The 16,430-nt window shown below is 49.4% G+C and carries 14 protein-coding genes and 1 tRNA gene; 10 read left to right on the forward strand and 5 right to left on the reverse strand.

The window, feature by feature from the left end; all coding sequences use genetic code 11:
• Positions 1–56: 56 nt before the first annotated feature.
• Genes Q1B04_RS11020 through coaE form a run of 6 tightly spaced genes read left to right on the forward strand, consistent with a single transcriptional unit; the run spans position 57 to position 3,851 of the window.
• Positions 57–362, forward strand: a complete 306-nt coding sequence (locus tag Q1B04_RS11020; RefSeq protein ID WP_299758866.1) for a YtxH domain-containing protein — start codon at positions 57–59, stop codon at positions 360–362.
• 6 nt (positions 363–368) lie between these two features.
• Positions 369–1,367, forward strand: coding sequence for an isocitrate/isopropylmalate family dehydrogenase (locus tag Q1B04_RS11025; protein WP_299758867.1), 999 nt, complete (start codon positions 369–371; stop codon positions 1,365–1,367).
• Positions 1,368–1,386: 19 nt separating this feature from the next.
• Positions 1,387–1,932, forward strand: a complete 546-nt coding sequence (locus Q1B04_RS11030; RefSeq protein ID WP_299758868.1) for a DUF1573 domain-containing protein — start codon at positions 1,387–1,389, stop codon at positions 1,930–1,932.
• 37 nt (positions 1,933–1,969) lie between these two features.
• A complete protein-coding gene (yajC, locus tag Q1B04_RS11035; RefSeq protein ID WP_299758869.1) occupies positions 1,970–2,278 on the forward strand; it encodes a preprotein translocase subunit YajC in 309 nt (102 codons plus the stop codon).
• A gap of 41 nt (positions 2,279–2,319) precedes the next feature.
• Entirely contained in the window at positions 2,320–3,255 is a 936-nt protein-coding gene (locus Q1B04_RS11040) for a hypothetical protein (RefSeq protein WP_299758870.1), read from the forward strand.
• A gap of 5 nt (positions 3,256–3,260) precedes the next feature.
• Positions 3,261–3,851: a dephospho-CoA kinase gene (gene coaE / locus Q1B04_RS11045; RefSeq protein ID WP_299758871.1), complete on the forward strand. Its 591-nt coding sequence runs from the start codon at positions 3,261–3,263 to the stop codon at positions 3,849–3,851.
• Between the two features lie 173 nt (positions 3,852–4,024).
• On the opposite strand, the gene Q1B04_RS11050 is transcribed toward coaE, so the two are convergent.
• Positions 4,025–4,099 (reverse strand) — tRNA-Val (locus Q1B04_RS11050).
• A 189-nt stretch (positions 4,100–4,288) separates the two neighbouring features.
• Here Q1B04_RS11050 and Q1B04_RS11055 point away from each other — a divergent pair.
• Positions 4,289–6,799 (forward strand): AsmA-like C-terminal region-containing protein, encoded by a 2,511-nt coding sequence (locus Q1B04_RS11055; protein ID WP_299758872.1) that lies wholly within the window; start codon positions 4,289–4,291, stop codon positions 6,797–6,799.
• Positions 6,800–7,134: 335 nt separating this feature from the next.
• Here Q1B04_RS11055 and Q1B04_RS11060 read toward each other — a convergent pair whose 3' ends face one another.
• Both Q1B04_RS11060 and Q1B04_RS11065 read right to left on the reverse strand, forming a co-directional pair.
• A complete protein-coding gene (locus tag Q1B04_RS11060) occupies positions 7,135–8,307 on the reverse strand; it encodes a mechanosensitive ion channel family protein (protein ID WP_299758873.1) in 1,173 nt (390 codons plus the stop codon).
• 19 nt (positions 8,308–8,326) lie between these two features.
• Positions 8,327–9,559, reverse strand: a complete 1,233-nt coding sequence (locus tag Q1B04_RS11065; protein WP_299758874.1) for a Glu/Leu/Phe/Val dehydrogenase dimerization domain-containing protein — start codon at positions 9,557–9,559, stop codon at positions 8,327–8,329.
• Between the two features lie 670 nt (positions 9,560–10,229).
• Here Q1B04_RS11065 and Q1B04_RS11070 point away from each other — a divergent pair.
• The gene (locus Q1B04_RS11070; RefSeq protein WP_025608763.1) at positions 10,230–10,538 is read left to right on the forward strand and encodes a metalloregulator ArsR/SmtB family transcription factor; all 309 of its coding nucleotides are present in this window, start codon (positions 10,230–10,232) and stop codon (positions 10,536–10,538) included.
• A 124-nt stretch (positions 10,539–10,662) separates the two neighbouring features.
• On the opposite strand, the gene hemA is transcribed toward Q1B04_RS11070, so the two are convergent.
• Positions 10,663–11,946, reverse strand: a complete 1,284-nt coding sequence (gene hemA / locus Q1B04_RS11075) for a glutamyl-tRNA reductase (protein ID WP_299758875.1) — start codon at positions 11,944–11,946, stop codon at positions 10,663–10,665.
• A gap of 113 nt (positions 11,947–12,059) precedes the next feature.
• Here hemA and Q1B04_RS11080 point away from each other — a divergent pair, with 113 nt between their 5' ends.
• Together Q1B04_RS11080 and Q1B04_RS11085 are read left to right on the forward strand one after the other, a co-directional pair.
• The gene (locus tag Q1B04_RS11080) at positions 12,060–13,241 is read left to right on the forward strand and encodes a HAMP domain-containing sensor histidine kinase (protein WP_299758876.1); all 1,182 of its coding nucleotides are present in this window, start codon (positions 12,060–12,062) and stop codon (positions 13,239–13,241) included.
• A gap of 40 nt (positions 13,242–13,281) precedes the next feature.
• Positions 13,282–14,217: a GNAT family N-acetyltransferase gene (locus Q1B04_RS11085; protein ID WP_299758877.1), complete on the forward strand. Its 936-nt coding sequence runs from the start codon at positions 13,282–13,284 to the stop codon at positions 14,215–14,217.
• A 79-nt stretch (positions 14,218–14,296) separates the two neighbouring features.
• Here the strand turns inward: Q1B04_RS11085 and Q1B04_RS11090 are convergent, their stop codons facing one another.
• A complete protein-coding gene (locus tag Q1B04_RS11090; protein ID WP_299758878.1) occupies positions 14,297–16,285 on the reverse strand; it encodes a Na+/H+ antiporter NhaC family protein in 1,989 nt (662 codons plus the stop codon).
• Between the last annotated feature and the right edge of the window lie 145 nt (positions 16,286–16,430).

A 16,430-nucleotide genomic window follows, 5' to 3' on the forward strand; every position in this document is an offset into this window, starting at 1 on the left:
TTTCTCCGTAGTAAGAGAAAAAGTTTGTACCCGAGATAATTAAGCATACAAGAACTATGAGCAAAAAGACAACTGCGTTACTAGCTTTTGTTTCCGGCGCCGCTGTAGGAGCTGCGACCGGTATACTTTTTGCCCCTGAGAAAGGGCGCGAAACACGATACTGGCTGAGCTACCGCCTGGAGAAATACCGTGATACTTTATCTGACCTGCTGGAGCAGCTTATCGCCAAAGGCGATGGCATGCCTACAACAGCCAAGTCTGAAGGGCAACGGGTGATACAGGACGCAAAGGAAAAAGCGGAGAAGCTGCTTGGCGATGTAGACTCACTCATTAATGAAATAAATAGCAGGAAAGAACTGTAAGTAAGCATGAGACAAGTAACCCTGATACCCGGCGACGGGATAGGCCCTGAAATCACAGAAGCTGTAAAAGCTATTTTTAGTGCAGCTAACGTTCCCGTAACCTGGGAAGAGGAGAACGCTGGGCAAACTACTTTTGATGCCATCGGAGAGCTAATTCCGGCCACGCTGATAGCTTCTCTGGAGAAAAATAAAGTTGCTCTGAAAGGCCCTATTACTACACCAGTAGGCAAAGGCTTTAAAAGTGTAAATGTGCAGCTGCGCCAAAAGTTTGATTTATATTCGAACGTAAGGCCTGCTAAAACTACAAAGGGCATAGAGACGCGCTTTGACAACGTAAACTCAGTGCTGTTCCGCGAGAACACAGAAGGTCTATACTCTGGCCTTGAGATGTTTGACGAGCGCCTGCAGATATCTGACTCCGTAGCACGTTTAACACGCGTTGGCTGCCAGAAAATTGTACGCGCCGCTTTTGCTTACGCTGATAAGCACGGCTGCAAAAAGGTAACGGCAGTGCATAAAGCCAATATCCTGAAAAGCGCTGGCGCTATGTTCTTAGGTGTGTTTGGTGAGATCGCCAAAGAGTATCCGCACATCCAGGCCGATGATAAAATTATCGACAATATGTGCATGCAGCTGGTGGCTAAGCCAGAGCAGTTCGATGTAATTGTAACCACTAACCTGTTCGGCGATATCCTTTCTGACCTGTGTGCTGGCCTGGTAGGCGGACTTGGTGTGGTGGCAGGCGCTAATATTGGCGACGAGATGGCTATTTTTGAAGCCGTTCACGGATCTGCACCAGACATAGCCGGCAAAGGAATTGCGAACCCTACTGCACTGCTGCGCTCTGCTATTATGATGCTGCACCACCTCGAGCTGAAAGACGAAGGCAACCGCATTGAGGCAGCCCTGGAAGCAACCCTTGCTAACAAGGAAGAATGCACCGGCGACCTTGGTGGTAAAGCAAACACAATGGAGTTCACGCAGAACATCATTGCAAAACTTTAAAACGAAGTACTTTATCATTATGAAAAAGAACCTGTTTCTAGCAGCAGGCCTGGCTATAGCCATGTTTGCTACAAGCTGCGACAGCAACAATGCTGGCAACGATACTGTAACTGAGAACACAACTGCAGCTGAAGCGACTGTTCAGCCAATAGAAAACCCGAACGTAGTGACTACAGCAGCCGATGGCGAGGCTGTGGCTTCTGAGAACGCTCCGGTAATGTCGTTTGAGCAGACAGAGTATGACTTTGGCACCATTAAGCAGGGCGAAACGATTGAGCATACTTTTGAGTTTACCAACACTGGCAGCACACCGCTTATCATTGAAAGCGCTTCTGCTACCTGTGGTTGCACCGTGCCTGAGTGGACGAAAGAGCCTGTTGCCCCTGGCGAAAAAGGCACAGTGGCAGTTAAATTTAACAGCACCGGTAAAATGGGGCAGCAACAGCCTACAGTTACAATTCGTGCAAACACGCAGCCGAACATCGTTCGTGTAGCCATGAAGGGTAATGTAGAAAGCAGCAGCATTCCTACAGCTGGTTCTGACGGCCCGGTTCGCCGCAACTAATTAATACTCCTGAACGCTTATAGAGCATACTTTAGAAATGAATAATATACTTCTTCAGACTCCGGACGCTGGCATGCTGCCTCAGCTGCTTATGTTCGGGGCTATTATCCTTGTGTTTTACTTCTTCATGATCCGTCCGCAGCAGAAAAAAATGCGCGACCAGAAGAAGTTCCGCGAGGAGTTGAGCAAAGGCATGACAGTGGTAACCATCGGTGGCATGCACGGTAAGCTTATTGCAATAGACGACGATACGATTACGTTAGAAGTGGACAAAGGCGTTCGCCTGATGTTCGACAAAACTGCCGTCTCCATGGAAGCTACCATGAAGGTGCAAAACCCAGCATAACATTGCCTTTAGAGGGAGTAAAAAATATAGCCTTATGGTTTATGAGGCCATTCCAGCCACGAACAAAGCAATACTGGCGAGTAGTATTGCTTTGTTTTGTGGCGGCCTCTACCTTCTGGCTCCTCAATGCCCTAAACAAAAGCTATAGTACGCAAACCTCTTACCCCATCCGGTTTGTGTATGATGAAAACGATCTTGTTCCCATCAAGCCGCTGCCCCAGGAGGTAGCCATCAACGTTACCGGCAAAGGCTGGAAACTATTGCGCAAAAGCCTGCGGCTGGAAGTGCAGCCTGCAGAGATCTACATCCGCGACCTGCCTCGCAACAATTACCTGCTCGGCTCGGCGCTGCGCCCCTCATTGGTTAACGCCCTCGATGGCCTTCAGCTAAATTTTGTTGTAACAGACACTATATACTTCAACTTCGACCCGAAGATACAGAAGCGAGTGGCTTTAAGTATGGACCCCAGCCAGAGGCTGACGGATAACCAACATACAGTGGTAGGCCCTGTGCGCATCAGCCCGGACAGTATAACGTTTACAGGCCCCGCCTCGCTGATCGATAGCCTGCCGAACCCTTTCCTGCTGCGCTTGCCAAACCAGATGCTAACAGAGCCGTCTAAAGTGCCGGTGCCGATTAGCTACAACTATCAGTCATTGGTGGCGGCGGATATTGAAGAAGCGCAGGTGATCGTAAACATAAAGAACCTGGTATCTGAAGAGCGGCAGTTGCTGCCCGAGCTGGTAAACGTGCCGGAGGGCGTTACGCTTAACCTGCGCCCACCTATTGTGGTGCTGCGTTACCAGATGCTCCAAGACTCCATGGCCTTGCTTAACCGCTCAGCCTTTAAAGTAGTGCTGAACTATAACCGGTTTAACCCCATAGACTCTACTCTGGTGCCGGAGCTGGTGCAACAGCCGCGCGGCATACGCAATGTGCAGGTATGGCCTAACCGCATTAAAATCTCCAGACAATAAACGATATGCTTAAGATTGGTATAACCGGGGGCATAGGTGCTGGCAAGTCTATTGTGAGCCGTATGTTTGCCGTGCTCGGTGTGCCTGTGTATGATGCTGATTCTCGTGCAAAATGGGTGATGCACCATAACGAGAAGCTGCGAAAGGAGCTGCAGGATGCGTTTGGCCCGAATACCTACACCCAGGCAGGCGAACTGGACCGGACTTACCTGGCAGGCTTGGTATTTAACGACCCGCAGCGGCTGGAGCAGTTAAACAACCTGGTGCACCCGCATGTGGGGAATGACTTTGACGTATGGGCGGCCTCACAGGCTAGTAAACCTTACGTGCTAAAGGAAGCTGCGCTGATGTTTGAGTCGGAGTCGTGGAGGCAGATGGATGAAATTATAGCCGTGTATGCTCCATTGGAGTTGCGCCTTAAGCGCCTGCTGAAGCGCGATACGCACCGCACCGAATCAGATATCAAATCTATAATAGCCCGCCAACTGAGCGAAGAGGAGAAGATGAAGCGCGCCCAACACGTTATTTACAACAACGATAAGCAGCTTATCATTCCGCAGGTGCTTGCCCTGCACGAACAATTCTCAAAGACATAAGCCGAAGTATAAATCAATCTATTTTAGGAGAAACTGGCTGACTTCCAGTGCAGTAGGAGGAGAGGTATACTATGCCCTAATTTGCGCCGTTTGTTAAGTATAACTAACGCAAAGTATGAGGCAACAGAAAAGTATAGATATAAAAAAAGGACAACTTTGCAGTTGTCCTTTTGTGGGGCGTACTGGATTCGAACCAGTGACCCCCTGCTTGTAAGGCAGGTGCTCTGAACCAGCTGAGCTAACACCCCGTTTTTTTCTTTTTGGAGACCTTTTGTCCCCTTTTGATGATGCAAATATGGGGCATATTTTTTAAACTGCAAAACATTTGATAAAAATTTCTTAAATATTTTTTTCAGCATCCTGCTCCTATTGTTCGCATGTTATTACTGCAGTACCTTTAGGGTTTGTAAGGTGCTATAAATCTGAACTTTCGCCAAGTGAAAAAAGAAGTGGTAAGAAAAGTGCTATTTTATGGAGTCGCAATTTTAATTGCGACTGTGAGCTTGGCGTTGGCGCTGGTGTATACTTACCAGGATAAAATAATCGAGCTTTTTGTGGCAGAAGCCAACAAGCACATCAAAACAAAGGTGGATGTGCGGCAAATCTCACTCTCGCTCTTTGATAAATTTCCGCAGGTAGCTGTAACGCTGGATGAGGTTAACATACATGAAGGGCTGCCAGAGAGCCAGGAGTCGTTGGCCCGTGCCGATAAGCTATACTTTACCTTTAGTATCTGGGATGTGCTGCGCGGCCAATACAGCGTAAAGCAATTTTACATGGAGCAGGGCGAGGTGTACGTGAAAGTACTGCCAGACGGAAGCGTGAACTATGAGATCATCGCCAGCGATACCACTTCATCAGACGACACTGCATTCTCTTTCGACCTGGAAAGTATAAACCTGCGCGAGGTTGCTATTCACTATATCGATCAGCAACTGAAGCAGACCTACGAAGTAGACGCACACCAACTGGCCGCAGCACTTGCCGTCTCTCCCGAAACTATCGAGATTGAAGCTGACGGCCAAGCTACTATCCATACTATAAAGATTGGCGCAGGCGAGTATTTTAAAGGAAAGAAGGTAAACCTAAACTCAGCCCTAAGTATAAACAGGCAGGCGCGTACCATTGCACTGCAACCATCGCTGGTGCAGGTGGGGGAGGCTGCCTACGAGGTGGGCGGCGGTATTGCCTACGGCGGCGTAACCGAGCTGGACCTGAAACTGGACGGCAAGAACACCAATATACAGTCGCTGCTCTCGCTGCTGCCCCAAAGTATGACGGAGGAGCTGAGCCAATATCGCAGTGAGGGGGAAGTATACTTTACCGGAACAGTAAAGGGAAAAGCTTCTGGCAAGCACGTGCCAAGTATAAATATAGGATTTGGCGCGCACGATGCCTCTTTTTTCCACCCCGATGTGCAGCAGCGTGTGGAAAAGATCTACCTAACGGGCAGTTTCACGAACGGAGAGAAGCAGAATGCCGCCAGCTCTGTGCTGGAGCTGAAGGAGCTGAAAGGCGTACTGAATGGCAGGCCATTTAAAGGCAACCTAAAGTATAGCAATTTCGACAACCCGTACATAGCCTTTGATGTGCAGGGGATGCTGGACGTCGGTTATATACTTGGCTTGGCTAAAATTGATAATGTGCGGAGCGGAAGCGGTTTGGCAGATGTACGCATTGCTTTTTCGGGCAACCTGAACGATTTTAAGGCCCGCCCTGGCAACAGCACCCTGAATACCACCGGAGACATTACCCTGCACAATGTATCGCTTACACTGCAGCAAATGCCGCTGCCCCTGAGCAGCCTAAGCGGCAATTTTATGTTTAAACGGAATGATGTGGCCGTTTCTGATTTCAAGGGGAAGCTTGGGGAGTCTGACTTTACCGTAAATGGCATGTTTAAGAACGTCATGGCCTGGCTAATCCTGGAAAACCAGCGCTTGCTGGTAGAAGCCGATTTTAAAAGCCGGTACCTTAATTTTGACCAGCTGCTGAGTGAGGAGCAGAACACACCGGAGGATGCACGCACAGGCGAGAGCTACAAGCTGATAGTCTCTCCTAATATCGCTTTCGATCTCAGCGCCTCCATTGACAGAATGCGTTTCAGGAGGTTTAGGGGTAAAGATATTAAAGGCGAGGTGAAGCTGCGCAACCAGGTTGTATCTACGCCTAACATCTCATTTAGGGCCATTGGCGGCGACTTTGCCGTGCGCGGTAACCTGGATGCCCGCAACCGCAACCACATAAAGGTAAGCACCGCCGCCAAACTGAACAGCATGAGCGTAGACAGCCTGTTCTATGTGTTCGAGAACTTCCATCAGAGCTTTGTAGAAGAACGGCACCTGCGCGGCCAGCTTACGACTAACATTGTATCGGACGTATACTTTGATAGCCAGCTGAGTCCTAAAACCGACCTGCTGCAGGCCGAGATAGAAGCGACCATCCGAAACGGACAGCTGATTAACTTTCCGCCAATGCAGAAGATGTCGGCTTTTGTGAAGCGCACCGAACTGGCCAACATGCACTTTGCGGAGCTGCACAACTCTTTCTGGATACAGCAGGGCACTATTTATATTCCGGAGATGGATATTCGCTCCAATTTGTCGGCGGCGCCAGTGGTATCTGTTTCAGGTACCCACACTTTTGATCAGCAGATGGATTACAAGATCAAGCTGCCGCTCTTCAGCAAACAGCGCCCCGATAAAGACGCTCGCTTCGGTACGGTAGCAGAAGATGTAAACGCTGGCAACAGCAACCTCTTCCTGACGCTCAAGGGCAGGGAGAGCGACTTTAAAATAGCTTACGACGATGAGCGGGTGCGGCATAAAATCAAAACCGACCTAAAGCAGGAAGGGCAGGAGTTGCGCGACCTGCTGCGCGGCAAAAAGCCAAAGGCAAAAGAAAAGGAAATTGAGTTGCAGGAAGGCGAGTACTTCGACTTCAACTAAAGTATAAACTACCTGATTTGGGGACTGAAGAAGTAGGGGTTTGAAAAAAGTTACTGCCTTTTACTTAGATATTTGGCAGCTTCACATTGAATTTCAGGCCTTATAAGGGAAAAGTTATACTGCAAGTGTAACTATGGCCAAAGGAGGCCGTTAAAGAAACCAAATCTGCAATAAACTATACTTGCAGCGTTTGAAGATTTAGGTTTAGTGGGAGAAACAATCCCGAATTGGTTAAAATGCCAACTTAACCTTATCAAATTGTAATTCAGAAGAATTTAAGATATAAGGGTGAAAAAAAAGCCGGAGCTTCTCCGGCTTTTTTATTTTTAATGGTTTTACTCTAGGTCAGAGCCCCCAAAGTATGGTTTCTCTGTGGGAGTTTGCGGCTTGCCTTCCTGCTGCTGCAGATACAGCGTTTGGGTAGGGAAAGCGAACTCCGCACCGTGATTTTCCACAATTTCCACAATCTTGAAGTTGATTTCTTCCTTGATATCGATAAAATCATTCCAGTCCATGGTGTCTACAAAGTATAGCACCATAATATCTTTGGAGTGGGCGCCTAAACTCAGGAAGCGTACGCGGCCATCCTCGTTAGTGCGCGGGTGGTTGTCGATGTACTCCTGAACATCGCGGGTTATCTTCCGGATTTGCTCAGAGGTGGTGTCGTAAGTGAGGTTGATGTCAAACTTGGCTCGCCGGAAAGTGCGCAGTGTCAGGTTGTCGAGCGGTTTGTCAATCATCAGCTTATTCGGAACCGTTACAAAACTTTTCTCCAGCGTACGGATGCGCGTGCTTCGGAAGCCAATCTTCTCTACTACACCTATCAGCTCGCCTACCTGCACCAAATCGCCAGCCATAAAAGGTTGGTCCAGAAATATGGTAAACGACGCCAGCAGGTTCTCCAGGCTCTCTTTGGCAGCAAAAGCTATAGCTAAGCCACCCACCCCGAGGCCAGCCACCAAACCGGTTACATTGACTCCGAAAACCGAGCCGAGCATTATCAGAAAGGCAAAGATCACTACAATTACCTTCGTGAAATCTTTGAAGAAAGGCACCAGCTGGTCATCCAGTTTCGAGGCGGTTTTCTCGGTGCGGTACGTGAACACCAGTCCCACAAAGTCTATAAAGCGCAGCAGCACCCACGTAAGCGCCACAATCACGAACACTTGGTAAGTGCGGAACAGGAAAGTCTTCAAAAACGGGTCTCCTTCCCGGAGGTCGCTTGGCTCCAGCGGGTAATCCAGCACCTGGAAGGCCAGGTACAGGAAAACCAGGAACAGGAGCACCTCCAGTGGCTGTATGAGCAGGCGCCTGAACTCAGGCAGGTTGGCCTCAGACCAAAACTTGCTGCCCAACCTGTACACCAGCCCGGAAATCAGCTTTGAAAACAGTGTTTTAAAGATGAAGCCAAACAGTAGAATGGCCGCAGTTATAAGATACTCTGCAATAGAGTTACCTAAAAACTCATAACGGAGCCAGCCACTGTTGTACAAATCTCCAAAGTTCATAAGCGTAAAGTATGAGTGGTTAAAGTAGCTGGCTCAGGGCAATTTCGAAACTGGTTTTGGCAATTTCGGTTTTCTGCACCTGCTTCTCATGCGATTTCTCCAGTGCCGCGCGAATGATGTTGGATGTGTCGCTAAAGATAGCCTCGTCAGTAATTTCCACCTCGCTCTCCATTAGATAGGCAAATACGCGCGCCATGCCACAATTGGCAATAAAATCAGGAATCACTGAAAGGTTACGATCCGCAAACTCGCCGGTAGGGCCAAAGAAAATCTCAGGGTCCTGGAAAGGTACGTTGGCACCGCAGGAGATAACCTCCATACCCGTCTGAATCATGCGGTCTACCTGCTCTCGTGTAACCAGCCTAGACGCTGCGGCAGGTATAAATATCTCAGCCGGAAGATCCCAGATGCGGTTGTTCACATCTTCAAAAGAAAGTATACCCGGTGTGTCTGGGCTCAAGGCATTGCCCTGGCGGTTCAGGAAAAGATCGGTGATTTCCTCAAAAGTATAACCGGCTTCGTTAATTAGGCCCCCGGCTCTGTCTATGATTCCAACTATTTTAACGCCCTTAGAAGCTAGGTAATAGGCTGCTGCTGCACCTACGTTGCCCCAGCCTTGTACAATAGCGCGTTTACCCTCAAAAGAACCTCCCCAAATGTTATAGTAGTGGCGCACAGCCTCGGCCACGCCATAACCCGTAATCATGTCTGCTATAGTATATTTTCGGGCGGTGGAAGGGGAGAAGTGAGGGTCCTCAATCACCTTGATTACTCCTTGGCGCAGCTGCCCGATCTTATTTATTTTCTGGGGCTCTGAGGCGTTAAAGTGCCCGTTTACCACGCCCTCCTGCGGATGCCACAGGCCATAGTCCTCCGTAATCGGAATTACCTCGTGTATCTCGTCCACGTTCAGGTCGCCGCCAGTGCCGTAGTAGCTCTTCAGCAAAGGGATAACAGCCTTGTACCAGCGCTCCAGTACACCACGCTTGCGAGGGTCAGCGGGGTCGAAGTTGATGCCTGATTTAGCGCCTCCTATGGCAGGGCCAGACACCGTGAATTTTACCTCCATCGTCTTCGCCAAAGACTCTACCTCGCGCTTGTCAAGGCCTTTGCGCATACGCGTGCCGCCACCGGCAGCGCCGCCGCGAAGCGAGTTGATCACTACCCAGCCTTCCGCCTCGGTTTCAGGGTCTTTCCACTCAAAAACAATCTCTGGTTGCTTATTCTCAAACTTTGCAAGTAGGTCTTTCATTCCAGTTTATCAGTTGTGATTTTAAGGTTAGGCAAAGGTACAAAAATTAGTGCGGGCTTAGCAGAAGTATGCAGCGCCTCTTTCTGCCAAAGCCACTCCTGCAGCTAGCTGTTTGGTCCATTAAAGTATGCGTTAAACGCGCCGCCACCCGTTTATAATACATGGTGCTGCCGCTTGCGTAACCGTGCGGGTGCAGCAAAACAAGCGCTATGGCCAGGCTGGCAGGGCATCGCCGGTCTGGTTGGCGAAAATTGCTGAGGCCTTAGTAGGCAACAAAATGCTGGTGTAACACGTGTTGTTGTACAAACTTATGAACCTGCTGGCTTATAGAGCGGCCGGAGGCTTAGTTGGGCTTACCAGTTATGGTGTGCTGGCAGTGTCCGCACCTTAGAGGGAGTCAATTAGTTTATTGGTATATGGTAATGTAGTAGTATTCAGTATCTCATATATCCAATTTTGAGATTTGTACGTAAATCTAGTATAAGCTATATCGAGGCCGTCAAGCGACGTCCTGTGGATTAGTCCGATTACATGATAGGAAGTATCCGTTGGCCAAAAATAACAAGAGTGCGGCACGGATTTTCAGCCAAATAGTGCAGGCTCCGTATATATCTTAATATGAATAAGAATGAAAATTGATTTGTAGAAACTGTTAGGTATAATTTTAATTATGAAAAGTTTGTTGTCAAGAGTTGAATCGAAGAAGATAGATAAGGCGGCAGCCATGCTTAAAGTACTGGCACACCCCAAAAGACTGGCGATAGTTGATTTGCTCGGAAAAGAAGATAAAATGACTGTTACTGAGATATATAAGCAGTTAGATCTTCCCCAAGCCATTGCGTCGCAGCACCTGATTACACTGAAAGACAAGGGCGTGCTCTCGTCTTTTAAAGTGGGAACCAAAATTTATTATTCATTGGCTATCCCTAAATTGATTGATGTGATTGATTGTTTGGAAGAATGCTGCATTGATATATAAGTAAAAGTCTGCACCATGGTGCGGTTTTCAATGCCAGTAAAAAACAACTGAGGCCTCCGTATATCTCTATGTTCAGAGTTTTACGAAGGCCTCAGTTGTTTTTTAACTAAAAAAATAGAGCTGTTTACTCAGTTTTATGATTTGTTTCTACTGCCTGGTTTTCGAGGTTAAAGAGGTCGTTTAGCAGGTCTATCAACGTTTCGGCCTCGCCGCGCTTGCAGGCAGCCTTAAGCTGAAGCACAGGCAGTTTAATTATTTTCTGCATCATGGACTTCGTGATGCTATCCATTAGCTTTGTTTCTTTCGGGCCAAGCTTCTTAACATAACGGGCCATTTCCTCCTGGCGGATAGATTCCAGGGCGCTCTTCAGTCGCTGGATGGTAGGCGAAACCATCATCTCCTTCGACCAGTCGTTAAACTGCTCGATCGATTCTGCAATAATCTCCTTTACCTTCGGCACAGAGTTAATGCGGCGCTGCAAAGCCTCGGATGCCTTGTTCTGGATGGTGTCTATGTTATACACCAGCACGCCCGGTATACTTTCCACCTCCGGCTCCACACTGCGCGGCACCGACAGGTCTATAAAAAACTTGAAAGTGAGCACATCCAGGCGCTTTACCATCTCTTTGGTGAAGAACGGCGTTTCGCGGGCCACAGAAGAGATAATGACATCAGCCTCCTTCATGCCCTGCACAATCTCCTCAAACGGTATTACCTCCATCTGGCACTCCTCTGCCAGAGACTTAGCCTTTGCCTGTGTGCGGTTAGAGATTTTTACGTTTTTATAGCCAAGGTCTTTCAGGTTGCGGCATACATCGGCACCAATCTCGCCTAAACCTACCACCAAAATGCTTGGCTCAGCAACATCAGCCGTAAGTTCTTCAATCAGTTCTATGGCGGCATACGAGGTAGAGGCGGCTCCGTCACGGAAGGATGTCTCCTGCACTACACGCTTATTAGTAAAGAAGATGGTATGCATGAGGCGATGCAGAAACGGGCCTGCCGTCTCGTTATCAGCGCTCCACTGGTAGGCCGTTTTCACCTGGTTCGAGATCTGCATATCACCTACCACCTGAGACTCCAGCCCCATCGACACGTCGAACAGGTGCTGCACAGCATCATCTTGCTCGTTCAGGATGGTGAAATAATCGAAATACTGGGAAATGTCTTCGATGCCCTTGGTAATGCCCAAAAGCTTCACAATCTCTTTACTATAGTCGTTGTCGGAGTTGTAGTATACTTCGGTGCGGTTGCAGGTAGACAGAACAAGTATGTCAGAGGCCTGTATAAAGCCTTTGAGCGTCTGTAAGAAAATTCTGCAAGAAGATTCATCTAAGGCAATCAGTTCCCTGATATCCAGCGGCGCTTTCTTATACGACAGGCTGATTGCTTTAAAGTTCTGAAGCATAATAACGTGGGTTCTACTAAAGTGCAAAGGTAAAGCTCTAATTTTTAAAATGAAACTTACTTGCCCTCTATGTTTAATTTATACTAATTTCAAATAAATTACGTGATTACTGCATGATCCCCATCTACTCCCAGAAGAACAGGATAAAGCTTGTTGTTGTTATCATTGCCCTTATCATCGGTGCCGCCACCATCACCTACACCAATATACTTGTCAGCAAGTTATCGGAGCGGGAGCAGGAGCTGGTGCAGCTCTACGCCAAAGGCCTGCGCTACATGATCAACGCCCCCAGCGATGACAACATCGTGTTTATAGAGGAGGAGATCCTGTCCTCTAACACCACGGTTCCTGTTATACTAACAGATGAGAACGAAAATATTCTCGACTCCAAGAACATCAATATACCAGAAAACATTTCGGATAAGCCGAATAAAATAAATGAGTACCTGCAGGGCGAGATTGTAAAGATGAAGGAGCAGCACGAGCCCATTGTGGTGCCGTGGGCGGAGGGCTCCGTTAACTACGTGTTTTACAAGGACTCTGAGTTACTCTCGCAGCTGCGCTACTACCCCTATGTGCAGCTGATCGTGATTTCGTGCTTTGCCTTGGTGGCTTATTTTGCCTTTAGTTACTCGCGCCGCGCCGAGCAGAACAGAGTATGGGTAGGCCTGGCCAAAGAAACAGCGCACCAACTGGGAACCCCGCTGTCGTCGTTGATGGCGTGGTATGAGTACATAAAGGCTAACCCTAAGTTCGAGAATGAGCCGATACTGGAGGAGCTGGGCAAAGACGTACGGCGACTGGAGATCATCACGGAGCGTTTTTCTAATATCGGTTCAGTGCCTACGCTGCGCGATGAAAACATCCTGCAGGTAACGCAAAACGCCATCAATTACCTGCAGAACCGCATATCGCGCAAAGTTGCCTTTACCGTGGAGTCTACCTTCTCGCCTGATATCACGGCTAAGGTAAACGTGTCGCTGTATGACTGGGTGATCGAGAACATCTGTAAAAACGCAGTGGATGCCATGGAGGGGCGCGGAAGTATAAACATACAGCTGGTGCTGCTGGGCAAAGGCAGCATTGCTGTGGATATTACGGATACCGGCAAAGGCATACCCAAAAGTAAGGTAGACTCGGTTTTTCTGCCAGGCTTTACCACCAAAAGGCGTGGCTGGGGCTTAGGGCTTGCGCTCGCCAAACGCATTATCGACAATTACCATGAAGGCAGGCTGTATGTTAAATGGTCGGAAGTGGGCAAGGGCACAACGTTTAGGATCGTGCTGAACAGGTAGGGAAGTTAGAAAGGTAGCAAGATAAAGAGTGATTTAATCAGTGGTGGAAGTTATAAAGTATAGCGCTAAGTATAAACCGGACTGGAATGCGTTTGTGGCGGACTCTAAGAACGGTACTTTTCTGCTGCTGCGCGATTACATGGAGTATCATGCCGACAGGTTTACGGACCACTCACTGCTGTTTTACCAAAAGGGCAGGCTAATAGCGCTGTTGCCGGCAAATGAGGCGGGGCAGCAGGTGCAGAGCCACGGCGGCCTGAGCTACGGCGGCTTTGTTACGGACAAGCGCATGAAGGCGGCGCTGATGCTGGAGGTGGTGCAGGCGATGAAAACATACTTTCAGGAGAAGGGCTTCCGGAGTATACTTTACAAGGCTATTCCGCATATCTACCACCAGCTGCCCGCCGAGGAAGATCTGTATGCCTTGTTCCGCCACGGAGCCATACTTTACCGCCGTGACCTGAATGCTGTGATAGACATAGCGGCAAACCTTGGCTACAGCAGAACCCGCCGCTGGGAGGTGAAGAAGGCGAAACAGGGCAATGTGCAGGTGCAGCTGTCTACCGCTTATTCGGATTTTATGCGGCTGGAGCAGGAGGTGCTGCGGCAAAAGTATAATGCTGTGCCCGTACATTGCCCGGAAGAGATAGGGTTGCTTGTCTCAAGGTTCCCGGAGAACATCCGGCTTTACACGGCCACTAGTGCCGGTGAGCTCTTGGCAGGTGTACTGATTTATGAAACAGCCACGGTGGCGCACTGCCAGTACATGGCCTCCTCAGCTAAAGGGCAGGAGGAAGGGGCGCTTGATATGTTGCTGGACTGGCTGCTGACAGAGGTATACTTCGGCAAATCATACTTTAGCTTCGGCATTTCTACGGAGCAGCAGGGGCAGTGGCTAAACGAGGGACTGGCACACAACAAAGAGAGCTACGGAGCCCGCACCATCGTCCACGATTTTTATGAGTTAAAATTGTAATAGCAGTTTACGCAAGCATAAAACGGCAGCGGCTGCTCTAGTTAAGAGCAGCCGCTGCCGTTTTATGCTTTGCTTTACTTTAGACTGCTTCTGCAGCCGCCACTGTTGCTACTTCGTTTTTCTTGCCCAGGAGTTTTATCACGCCCCAAAGTATGGCTGCGCCAATAAGATACACCAATAGCCAGTGCACGCCAAATGTGGAGAGGTTGGTGCAGACAATGTTAGCTACCAAGGCCACTGTAAGCGCATACGGCAGCTGTGTTTTCACATGGTCTATGTGGTTGCAGCCCGAGGCAAGCGAACTCAGGATAGTCGTATCCGAGATAGGAGAGCAGTGGTCGCCGAAAACTGAGCCAGCCAGCACAACAGAGATCACATTGTACATAATCGGCATTGTCTCTTCCATACTGAAGCCCTGCTGCTGGCAAACGTACCAGGCCGCTGGCATCATGAGCGGGTAAAGTATAGCCATGGTGCCCCAGCTGGAGCCAGTGGAGAAAGCAATGATAGCCGCCAGGAAAAACGTAATCTCCGGCAGGAAGTGCGGAGAGATGTTGCCTGAGAAAAGCGAGGTCAGGTATTCTGCCGTGTACAGCTCCTGCGTTACCGCCGCTAAAGACCAGGCAAGCACAAGTATAAGTATGGCCGGCAGCATTGTTTTAAAACCAGCCGTCAGAGACTCCATTGTTTCGGTGAGGCTCATGATGCGCTGACTCACGCTTAAGGCAATGGCCAGAATAACGCCGCTCAGGGATGCCCAGATAAGTGCGGTGTAAGAGTTGGAGTCGCCGATGGTGATGGAGAGCTTACGGAAGAAGCCGATGCTGGCATCAGCCCATACTTCTGGGGAGTAGCCGGTGTAGAGCAGGCCAATCATGGTGCCGCCAATAACCGTGATTACAGGCAGCAGTGCGTTAATGGCGCGGGTGCGGGTTTCATCTATCGGCTCAAACTCAGCCATCTCCTGTTGCTGCTTCTCCTGGCCGGCACGGTCGGTGCGGGTGGCGGATACCTCTCCGGTGGTGCGGGCTCTTACCTCCGCGCGGTGCATCCCACTGAAGTCACGGTTCATCAGGATCAGCATCAGCATAAACACCAGCGTGAGCACCGGGTAATACGCATACTCCAGCGAGTGAAAGAACAGCGAGTAAGCGCCCTCCTCAATGCCCAGTTGAGCGGCGGCATCCTTAATGTAGCCCAGTTCGGCGCCCACCCAGGTGGTCACAAAAGCAATGGCAGCCACAGGTGCGGCAGTGCTGTCTACAATGTAGGCAAGCTTTTCGCGGGAGATGCGGTGCTTATCGGTTACAGGGCGCATGGTGTTGCCCACAATCAGCGTGTTGGCATAATCGTCGAAGAAGATTGCCACTCCCAAAACCCAGGTTACCACCTGCGAGCTTTTGGCTGATCTGGCGTAGCGCGAAAGCAGGTTTACCACCCCGGCCATACCGCCATTTTTAGAAATGATGGCCACCATTCCCCCAATTAGCATCGAGAAAATGATAACTGAAACGTGGTCGCTGTCGGTGAGGGCTTCCATCAGGTAAGTGTCGCCTACAGCCAGCAAGCCTGTAAAGATTGATTTAGGAGAGAGCCCATAGATCACGAAGCCGCCTATCCAGATACCGGCAAACAGCGCCAGCAGCACCTCCCGGAAAATAAGCGCCAGCACAATGGCAATAAGCGGCGGGAGTATGGACAGCCACATCGGGAACTCGCGTACGCCGCGCTCCTCCTCAACATCGAGGCGGTAAAGCCGTGCGAGAGTATGGGTGCCCATGTTGGCGCTTACCTGCACCAGGTTGGCTCGTTCGGGAAGAGAGAAAACAGTCTCGCCTTCAGCAAATTCTGTGTCCTGCAGTTGGCCGTTAATGCGTAGCGGCAGCGTGCCGGTATACTTCATCAGGTTGCCTGCTTCCGTAACAGTGCTGAGGGTAAAGGCCGTGTCGTTTATAGCCTGTAGCTGCAGTTCTTCAATTTCATCTTTGGAAACCAGGCCTTGCGCCATTGTTTGAACAGACAGCAGCAAGAGCAGTAAAAGGCTCAGGAGGGGCTTGTAAAGCTTCATTCAGTTTGTTGACGGGTGTGAAAACCCTCTAAGATAGAAAAGAATCAGGAAACTCAGAAATGTTTGTCCGCTCCTGCGCCGATCATACTATAAAAGAAGCCGCCGCCACACAAACGTGCAGCGGCGGCTAAGGTAGTTTCAGGCA

It is taken from the genome of uncultured Pontibacter sp., assembly GCF_947495565.1.
GTDB lineage: Bacteria > Bacteroidota > Bacteroidia > Cytophagales > Hymenobacteraceae > Pontibacter.